The sequence below is a fragment of the Streptomyces sp. XY431 genome (assembly GCF_001279805.1).
GTDB classification, from domain to species: domain Bacteria; phylum Actinomycetota; class Actinomycetes; order Streptomycetales; family Streptomycetaceae; genus Kitasatospora; species Kitasatospora purpeofusca.
The window spans coordinates 37,246-46,266 of record NZ_LGDO01000485.1; the positions used below are offsets into that span (position 1 = coordinate 37,246).

Annotated in this window: 8 protein-coding genes; 3 read left to right on the plus strand and 5 right to left on the minus strand. The window is 74.3% G+C overall.

The genetic code is table 11. From position 1 onward, the window contains the following. Positions 1-90 precede the first annotated feature (90 nt). The 3 genes from ADK60_RS32735 to ADK60_RS32745 all read left to right on the plus strand — a co-directional run bounded on the left by ADK60_RS32735 (position 91) and on the right by ADK60_RS32745 (position 4,101). Positions 91-1,437, plus strand: a complete 1,347-nt coding sequence (locus tag ADK60_RS32735; protein ID WP_053650596.1) for an MFS transporter — start codon at positions 91-93, stop codon at positions 1,435-1,437. A gap of 145 nt (positions 1,438-1,582) precedes the next feature. Next, complete coding sequence (locus ADK60_RS32740; RefSeq protein ID WP_053650597.1) at positions 1,583-3,247, plus strand: serine/threonine-protein kinase; 1,665 nt, start codon at positions 1,583-1,585, stop codon at positions 3,245-3,247. Between the two features lie 86 nt (positions 3,248-3,333). Beyond that, positions 3,334-4,101, plus strand: coding sequence for a hypothetical protein (locus ADK60_RS32745; RefSeq protein WP_053650598.1), 768 nt, complete (start codon positions 3,334-3,336; stop codon positions 4,099-4,101). A gap of 134 nt (positions 4,102-4,235) precedes the next feature. On the opposite strand, the gene ADK60_RS32750 is transcribed toward ADK60_RS32745, so the two are convergent. From ADK60_RS32750 to ADK60_RS32770, 5 genes are all read right to left on the minus strand, one after another. Next, a complete protein-coding gene (locus tag ADK60_RS32750; protein WP_053650599.1) occupies positions 4,236-4,733 on the minus strand; it encodes a GNAT family N-acetyltransferase in 498 nt (165 codons plus the stop codon). Next, the gene (locus ADK60_RS32755; RefSeq protein WP_053650600.1) at positions 4,730-6,055 is read right to left on the minus strand and encodes a DUF6271 family protein; all 1,326 of its coding nucleotides are present in this window, start codon (positions 6,053-6,055) and stop codon (positions 4,730-4,732) included. The genes ADK60_RS32750 and ADK60_RS32755 overlap by 4 nt, the downstream gene beginning before the upstream one ends. 399 nt (positions 6,056-6,454) lie before the next feature. Beyond that, complete coding sequence (gene infA, locus ADK60_RS32760) at positions 6,455-6,679, minus strand: translation initiation factor IF-1 (RefSeq protein ID WP_053650601.1); 225 nt, start codon at positions 6,677-6,679, stop codon at positions 6,455-6,457. Between the two features lie 97 nt (positions 6,680-6,776). Then, positions 6,777-7,574: a GNAT family N-acetyltransferase gene (locus ADK60_RS32765; RefSeq protein WP_053650602.1), complete on the minus strand. Its 798-nt coding sequence runs from the start codon at positions 7,572-7,574 to the stop codon at positions 6,777-6,779. 639 nt (positions 7,575-8,213) lie between these two features. Continuing rightward, positions 8,214-9,021: zinc ribbon domain-containing protein (locus tag ADK60_RS32770; RefSeq protein WP_353651782.1), on the minus strand; the 808-nt coding region annotated here is incomplete at its 5' end.

The window sequence follows — 9,021 nt, forward strand, 5'->3', positions numbered from 1 at the left end:
GCAGCCCTTCCCGCGGCCTTTCCCCCAGTCCGTCGCGCAGCCGGGCCCCGCTCGGGCGGCCGCCCGCCACGACGCCGGCGGGAGGCCCGCATGACCGACATCGCCGTCAAGTCGGTGGTCCGGCCCGGCCTCGCGCTCGGGGTGCTGGCCGGCGCGCTCGCCCTGGACGTGAGCGGCCTCGGAGTGCTCAACGCCGCCCTCCCGTCGGTGGGGGAGCGGTTCGATCTGGCCGACACCACACTCCAGTGGGTCATGACCGCCTACGCCGTCACCTTCGCCGGCTTCCTGCTGATGGGCGGCCGACTGGCCGATGTGCTGGGCCGGCGACGGGTGTTCGAGGCCGGCGTCGCCCTGTTCACGGTGTCCGCGCTGGTCGGGGCGGCCGCGCCGAGCACCGCCGTCCTGCTGGGCGCCCGCGCCGCCCAGGGCATCGGCGCCGCCCTGTCGGGACCGGCCGCCCTGGCCCTGCTCACCCAGACCTTCCCGGCCGGTCCGGCCCGCAACCGGGCCTTCAGCGTCTACGCGGCCGTCGGCGCCGCGAGCTTCAGCGGCGGGGTGATGCTGGGCGGCGTGCTGACCCAGTTCTGGGGCTGGCGTTCGGTGTTGTGGTTCTCGGTCCTGCTCGGCCTCGCCGTGCTGGCCGCGACCCGGGCCGGCCTGCCCGACAGCCCCGGCCACAGCGGCCGGCTCGACCTGCCCGGCGCGATCACCGGCACCGTCGGACTCACCCTGCTGGTCGTCGGCGTCAGCAGCGACGGCGCCGCGGTCTGGGTCCTGCTCGCCGCCGCCGCGCTCGCCCTGGTGCTGTTCGTCGTGCGCGAGAGCCGCACCACCGACCCGGCCCTCCCGCTCGGCCTCTTCCGGCTGGCCCCGGTCCGGGCCGCCAGCCTCGCGGCGTTCCTCCAGTACATGGGCTCGGTGGGGATGCTGTTCTTCGCGCCCCTCTACCTCCAGGGCATGCTGGACTACTCGCCGTTCGAGTCCGGGCTCGCCCTGGTGCCCATGTCGGCGGCCGTCTTCCTCACCGCCAACTTCGCCACCGGCCGCCTGCTCGCCCGCTGGACCCCGCGCACCCTGATGGCGGTCGGCCTGGTCCTGATCGGCGTCGGCACCGGCCTGTGGCTGACCACCCCGCTCGACGGCGGCTACGTCCAGCACGTCCTGCCGGGCCTGGTGCTCAGCGGCATCGGCCAGGGCCTCAACTTCCCCTCGATGACCTCCGCCGCCCTCTCCGGCGTCCCCGGCGAACAGCACGCCGTCGCCGGCGCGGTCAACGTCGTCACCCAGCAGATCGGCGCGAGCGCCGGCGTGGCCGTCCTGGTCCTGGTCGCCGGCACCCGCGACGACCACCTCGCCGGCTACCACCTCGCCTACCTCACCGCCGCCCTCGCCTGCCTCGCCGGCGCCGCACTCATCGGCCTCCGCCGCCGCACCTGACAGTCCCGACCCGGCTCCCCGGGGCGCGTGGACGTCCGGCGACGATTTCGTGATCGTTCTGCCGGTCCGCAGGTGGTCCCGGGGCGGTAGCGTCGGCCCCGGAGGGGCGGCTGGGAGGCTGCTCCGGGGCGAGGGGAGTGCAGGCGTGGAGCCGCTGGAAGCGGACGATCCGCAGTGGGTGGGCGAGTACCGGGTGCTGGGCAGGCTCGGTTCGGGCGGGATGGGCCGGGTCTACCTGGGCCGGACCACCGGTGGGCGGACCGTGGCCGTCAAGCTGGTCCATCGCGACCTGGCCGGGGACCCGGAGTTCCGGGCCCGGTTCCGGCACGAGGTGGCGGCGGCCCGGAGGGTCGGCGGGGTGTGGACGGCACCGGTCCTGGACGCGGACACCGAGAGCGGACACCCTTGGGTGGCCACCGGCTACGTCGCCGGGCCCGCGCTCAGCACCGCCGTGCGGGAGTTCGGGCCGCTGGCCGATCCAGCCGTCCGCGCCCTCGGGGTCGGCCTCGCCGAGGCGCTCGCCCATGTGCACGGCCTCGGGCTGGTGCACCGGGACGTCAAACCCTCGAACGTGCTGCTGACCCTGGACGGGCCGAGGCTGATCGACTTCGGCATCACCCGCGCGCTGGACTCCACCGCCGGGCTCACCCGGTCCGGCCAGGTGTTCGGCTCGCCGGGCTTCATGTCACCGGAGCAGGCGAACGGGCTGCCCGCCGGCCCGGCCGGCGACGTCTTCTCGCTCGGCGCGGTGCTCGCGTTCGCGGCGACGGGCACGATGCCGTTCGGCTCCGGGGTGAGCGCGCCGGTCCTGCTCTACCGGGTGCTCCACGAGGAACCCGACCTCTCCGGCCTGTCCGGCCCGCTGTACGCGGTGATTCGCGCCTGCCTGGCCAAGGACCCCGCCGCCCGCCCGGCGCCCGGGCAGCTGCGGCGGTTCCTGGACGGCGACGGCGCGGCCGCCGCCCGGCTGGTGCGCGGGGACTGGCTGCCGCCGGGGCTGGCGGCGGCGGTCGGGCGCAGCGCCGTGCAGCTGCTGGACCTGGAGGGGGAGCGGGGGACGGGCTGGACGGCCCCGGGCCCGGTCTCCGTACGGGCCTCGACCGTGCCGCCGACCGTAACCCCGCTCCAGCCTCCGCCCCCGCCGCCGCTGCCGACCTGGTCGGCGCCGGGCCGCGCGAGGTCGCCCCGGCGGGGGTACGGCGCCCTGGCGGCCGGGCTGGTCGCCGTGCTGCTGCTGGGCGGCGGCGGGTACCTGCTGCTCGACCGGCTGCGCGGGCAGGAGCAGCAGACCGCCGCCTCGGAGCCCGGGGCGTCCGCTCCCGCCGCGTCCCCGCCCGCCGCGTCCGCTCCCGCCGCGTCCGCTCCCGCCGCGTCCGCTCCCGCCGCGTCCGCTCCCGCCGCGTCCGCTCCCGCCGCGTCCGCTCCCGTCCCGTCCGCGACGACCGCCGGGCCGGGCATCGTCCCCGCCAAGTACCTCGGGAAGTGGATCGGTCAGCGCACGGCCGCCAACGGCGACGTCACCACCGTCACCCTCACCATCGTCCAGTCGGCGCAGAGCGAGGAGAAGAGCAAGATCCGCGCCGAGACGCCCAGCACCGGCACCTGGTGCGAAGGCGCCTGGACGCTCTCCGAGGCCGACGAGAACCGCGTGACCTACGCGTCCCGGGCGACCGGCTCCTCGCCCGGCGACCAGTGCATCACCGACCGGTCGGTCTACCGGCAGATCAGGATGCAGCCGGACGGCGGCCTCCAGTACTGCACGGACCTGCTCAAGCCGGACCAGTACATCGTGCTGCAGAAGTTGGGCTGAGGCCGCCCGGGTCCGCCGGGAACCGGATCAAGGGCGCGGCCGGTCCTCACTGTTGACCTTGCGTCCGTTCACTGCCGAGGAGAGCCATGGCCACCACCGTCAACTCGTTGATCTCCCGCCTGCACGACCTGCTGCTCGGGCACCTGACCAACAGCGGCGTCGACGTGGTGGCGGGCCTGCACGACGTCGTCGCGCGCGCCGCGGCCCTCGGCCCCGGCGGCGCGTGGCTCGCCGCTGCGGCCCACGCCGATCTGTCCGACCTGGCCGTCGCCCAGGGGCAGGTGGACCTCGGCCTGCGCCACCTCGACGCCGCGGTGGACGGCGGCTACAACGACTGCGTGGCACTCCACGTCCCCACCGTGCGCCCGCTGCACCAGGACCCCCGCTTCCGGGCCGCCTACGGGCGTATGCGCGTCACCCAGGCGGACCTGGACGAGTTCTTCTGGCTGCACCGGGAGATGCAGATCGCGGTGAGCGACGCCCGCACCGCGACCGTCGACAACATCGGCCGCCTCGACACCGGGGTGTCCCTGCTCCCGCAGGCCCCCCTGCCCACCCGCGAGCCGAACACCCCCGGCATCCTGATCACCCGCATCCACCTCGCCGTGATCCAGGGCGCGCTCCAGCAGAGCGCCGTGAAGGCGGAGTTCCAGCGCAGCGCCGGCAACACCGCCCTCGACCTCATCGACGGCACCTGGGACCCCACCCGCGCCCGGTACGACGCCCGGTACGCCGACGACCTCGACACCCGCCGCCACCACGCCGCCCAGGCCCGGGCCTTCGTCGAACGCCCCGGCGTCTCGACGACCCTCGCCCCCTGCCCGCCCCTCGGCTCCATCCACTACCCGGCCTGATCCCGGCCCGGGCGGGTGCGAGTTCCTCCTGCGTCCACCCCCCGCACGATCGCCTCCGACGAGGACGGTTCCCGGCGCATGCGCGCCGGGAACGTCGGGCAGTGCCGACCGGGGCCCGGGGGTGCCCCGCGGAATCAGCGCACCGGCATCGACATGTAGACCGCGCGCCGCCCGTAGGACGCGGGGACGGCCACCTCCCGGTGCGAGCGGTAGCCGATGATCCGCAGCAGGATGTCCGCCCCGCGCACCGCGACCATCGAGATCTGCGCGAAGCCCAACTCCTCGGCCCGGGTCCGGAAGTGCCGCATGAACCCGAGCGCGACCTCCCGGCCGCGCAGGTCCTCGGCGATCACCAGATCGTGCACATGCAGGTTGTCCGACTCGAACGCGGTGTCCTCCGCCCGGGCGAGGTCCGGGCAGCGCAGCGGCGGGTACGGCAGGCTCAGCAGGTAGCCGCGGACGGTGCCGCGCTGCTCCAGCACGAAGCAGGTCTCCGGTGAGGCGACGGCGCGGGACTGCAGCGCCTCCCGCCCCTCCGACAGGCCGTCGGCCGCGTAGGCGTCGTGCTCCAGCGCGACCACGGCGTCCCAGTCCTCGTCGGCGAGTTGCCGGATCACGAAGTCCTCGCTCACCCGGCAGCCCCGTCCAGGCCGGGGCGCAGGCCCTCGGCACGGGCGGCGGCCACCATCCCGGCCCAGGACTCCACCAGCACCGCCCAGCGCTCGGCGTCCTCCTGCGCCTCGTCCATCAGCTGCTGCCGCTTCCCGGCCACCACGTCCGCGAGTTCGGCGTACTTGCCGCCCAGCTTGCGGTAGGAGCGGTCCAGGACGTCCAGGCAGTGCTCGTTCCCGGCCCGGTCCCAGTCGACGCTGCCCCGCACCAGGTCGAGGATCGGCTCGACCTTCAGCCGGTGCTGCTCGTCCAGCAGCCCGCGGCCGTGGTCGATCATCCCGCCGTAGACCGGGTACAGGTACAGCATCGAGAGCAGGAACTTCACGAACCGCATCTGGTACGAGATGAAGCCGGCGCCGATGCGGCGCTCGGGCGTGTAGTAGTTGACGATGTGGCGGTTGTGGACGACACCGGGCGACTGCGAGTGGACCAGCGCGTGCAGCAGGGCGTAGTCGCAGCCGATGGTCTCGATCGAGGGCAGCAGCGGCAGCACCTCGTAGGCCCGGTGGTCCAGCGCGATGTTGCACATGTAGACGTTCCAGATGTCGGGCACGCCCAGCACGGACTCGTCGGCGTCGAACGGCTCGGCGCCGACGCCCTTGAAGGAGAGGTCCACCATCGCGTCCCGGTCCTCGTCCGACCACACCGGCGGGGTCCACAGGCGCACCAGGTCGCGGTAGACGGCCGGGTCCAGTTCGAGGATCTCGCCGATGTCCACGTTGAGTTCGCCGAGGAAGGAGCCGCTGACCAGCATCACCGGCAGGTCGGCGTCGGCCGGGTCGAGCTCGGAGCGGGTCACGACGGCCGCCGCCTCGCCGGCCGGCCGGCCGATCGAGAGCAGCTCGTGGTGGATCGGGAAGACCTTCTCGCCGTCGACGACCTGGAAGTCGGCGTCGTCGTTGCGCAGGTGCGTCGAGGTGCAGCCCAGGGCGGCCGCGGCGAGGAAGAGCCGGTTGACGCAGGAACCGTACGCGACGGCCTGCGGAAGCATCAGGTCGAGCAGCAGCTCGGGGTCGGCGCCACCGGAGCGCTCGGCCACCCCGCGCAGGAACTCCCGCTGCTGCGCGTTGCCGAGGTGGTGGACGAAGACGCCGGGGGTGGGGGCCAGCGCGGCCACGGCGTCCGCGTTCTTCGCGAACTCGGCCTCGTCGGTGGTGTCGAGGACGAGGAGGTGCACCTCGACCCCGAAGGTCGCGACGGCGTAGGCCGCCTCCTCGGCGAGGTCCACGATGGTACCGGGGCAGGAACGCATGGTGGGCAGGGCGAGGCAGACTCGTTGCATCTGTGGAACTCTCCGTCTGATCGTCAGATTCGGTACAGCGGCGGTCGGTTGGGCGCGGGACGGCGTGCGCTTGGCGTACGCCGACGCCACTGCGGCGTCCCGGGCGGACCTCCACGCCGACGTCCCCCGCCGCGCATGCGGCCTCCCTGCCAGTGGCCCTGCTCCACCAAGGTGGACTAGACCAACTTCAGTGTCAACGGAGTGCTTTCAGGGAGCGGGCGGTGACGCGCCGACACTGCCCGATGGGGCAGGCGCCGGTGCCCCCGCACGGGCCTCGGCGGTGCCCCGCTGCGGTCCGGTCGGGGTCGCGGCCCCTTGCTGCTCGGCGGCCACGACCCCGACCCGTTTCCTCCCGGTGCCCGTCCCCGGGCCGGCGACCCGGGACGTCCGGTCGTACCGCTACGAGCGGTACCGGTACCGGATCCGGCCGCGGGTGAGGTCGTACGGGCTGATCTCGACGAGGACCCGGTCGAAGGGGAGGATCTTGATGTAGTTCTTCCGGATCTTCCCGCTGATGTGGGCCAGGACGGTGTGCCCGTTCTGGAGCTCCACCCGGAAGGTGGCATTGCGCAGGCACTCCGTGACGGTGCCCTCGACTTCGATGCCGCCTGCTGTTTTCGTCATGCTGTCTCACTTCTCCGTCCGGGGACGGTCGTGTTGTCGGGGGCCGGGAGCGGGCCGGGCATGGAGCCGGCCCGCGTCCTGGCCACGGGGTGGGGAGTCAGGGGCGCACGAGCTCCAGGGCGGCGCCCGTGCGCCGGGCGCCGATGCTTTCGAGCAGCGCGGTGGCCGCCGGGTTTGCTTCGTCCGCCTCCGCCCAGGCCGACACCGTGCCGGCGCGGTGCAGGGAGGCCAGAGTGTGTGCCAGCAGGGCCCGGGCGATGCCCCGGCGTTGCCGCTCGGCCAGGACGGCGACCAGCCCGATCCGCGGCTGCCGGGTCAGCGGTGCCACCCGGACCATTCCCACGTAGCGGTCGGCCTCCCGTGCCACGGCGTACTTCGACGGATCGGCCATGGTGGACCAGGCCGGCCGGGGCAGGACCTCCGCCGGCATGGTCCGCCAGCCCGCGCCGGCCTCGACCTCCGCGCGGACCAGGCGGTCCAGGGTCCGCAGCGGCGCCTCCTCGGCCTCCCCGGCGGGGACGAGAGTCACCCCCGCCGGGGGCGTCACCGGTCCCAGTCCGGTGACCCGGGGATCGGTGGGCACCACATAGCCCCACTCGCGTCGTCCGGTCGTGAAGCCGGCGCGGTGCCAGGCCGCGGTCGATTCGTGGTCCGTCTCGTCGACGACCGCGTACAGCGGTGCGGGCAGGGCGGCGGTCATCGCGGCGGCGATCCGGTCGAAGGCCGGGGCGTGCCAGGCGTCGACGCTGACGAACAGCCGCCCGTCGGGCCGTTGCGAGGCATCGCCGCGGCCGACCGGCAGGCCGTCCTCGACGGCGTGCCACTCGGTGTCGGTGACCCGGGTCACCACGGGCGGCCGGTTGTCGGACCAGGGCTGGGAGGGAAGGGAGTTCATCGGTGTTGCCTTTCGGAGAGCCATGTCGAGGCGCTCCCGGCGACACCTGTGTCAATCGCCCGCCGTGACGACATGGGGGAGCACCCACCCGGATACAGCCTTCATGGGTCTCACCTCCTCGCGTTCCTTCACGGCGTGCCGGACGCTACCAGCCGGGCGCCCGCCGGACCAACGGGTTTTTTGATGAGGGGGGACGCGGAGCGCTGGGCGCCGCCAGGACGGCGGGAGCGGCGCCCTCGCTCCTCAGGAAGCGTCGCTCCCGGGCGGCGCGTCGCGACAGGGGTTCCGCGGCTTGGGCACGGCCTTGACCTCCTGGACGTCGAGCACGGGCGCCGCGGTGGCGGGCGCGTCGGGGACCCGTTCGTGTGCCAGGCAGTAGGCCACCGGCTCGACGCGCCGCCCCGGCTCCCACGCGCCGGGCCGGAGGTGTGCAGCCCGGGGCCGACGGTTCGACGTGTCGACGGTCGGAACACCCACCGGCCTGCTGTCCCGTCCGGGCCCGCGCCCGTCGGCCAGGGGCGGGAGCCGCCCGGTTGCAGCTGGCAGCCGGGTGCGAAACCCTTGAAGGTGAGGCCATTTGGGCCCTGCCGATCGTGAACATCACGGTGAGACCCGTGAGCGCGGCGCACGCGCGGAGACTCAGCTCCGCTGGAAGAACTCCAGCTCGGCCAGGGCGAGATGGCGGTCGCCGTCCAGGCCGGCGGGGGCGTCGAGGGTCAGGCGGACGGTGGTGGCGTCGCTGATGCCGGTGGGGAAGGTCTGCGGGCCGGGCTTGTCGACCAGGGTCAGCTTCTCGACCGTCTTCCGGCCGTCCGAGGCCGTCACCTCCAGGTCGATCCGCAGGGCCCGGCCCTCGCCGGCGTAGTCCTCGGGCGAGGTCGAGGCGCCGTTGGTGACGATCACGGCCACCAGGCGGAAGGGCTTGGCGAAGGTGTAGGTGAGCGAGGCGCCGGGGCCCGGTGCGCCCCAGTAGCGGTTGCTGAGCCCGTCCGTGGCGTTGCCGGCCGGGTGCCCGGGTACCTCGGCACTCGCCTCCACGCGGACCGGGGTCACCGGCCTGCTCCTGCCCAGTTTGTCCCGGGTGTCCTCGATCAGGTGCCGGCCGGCCGGCAGCAGCAGGAAGCCGCCCGCGCACAGGGCCAGCACCACGGCCAGGATCACCAGGAAGCGCGTCGTCCGTCCCGAACCGGCCCGGGTGCGGCGGCGCAGGGGCCGGATCGTCCGCCACCAGGGGAGCGGCGGCGGGGCCGTACCGGGCGTGAGCGGGGTCGCGCAGCGGCGGCAGAAGCGGCGGTCGGGCGGGTTGGGCGTGCCGCAGGAGGGACAGGGTGTCCCGGCGGCGTCCTCGTCCACCGGGACCGGCCGGACGACCGGACGCGGTGCGACGGCTTTCGCCGGCCGCACGGGCTGTGGCGAGTCGGGGGGAGGGGGGTCGGCGGGGCGAGGG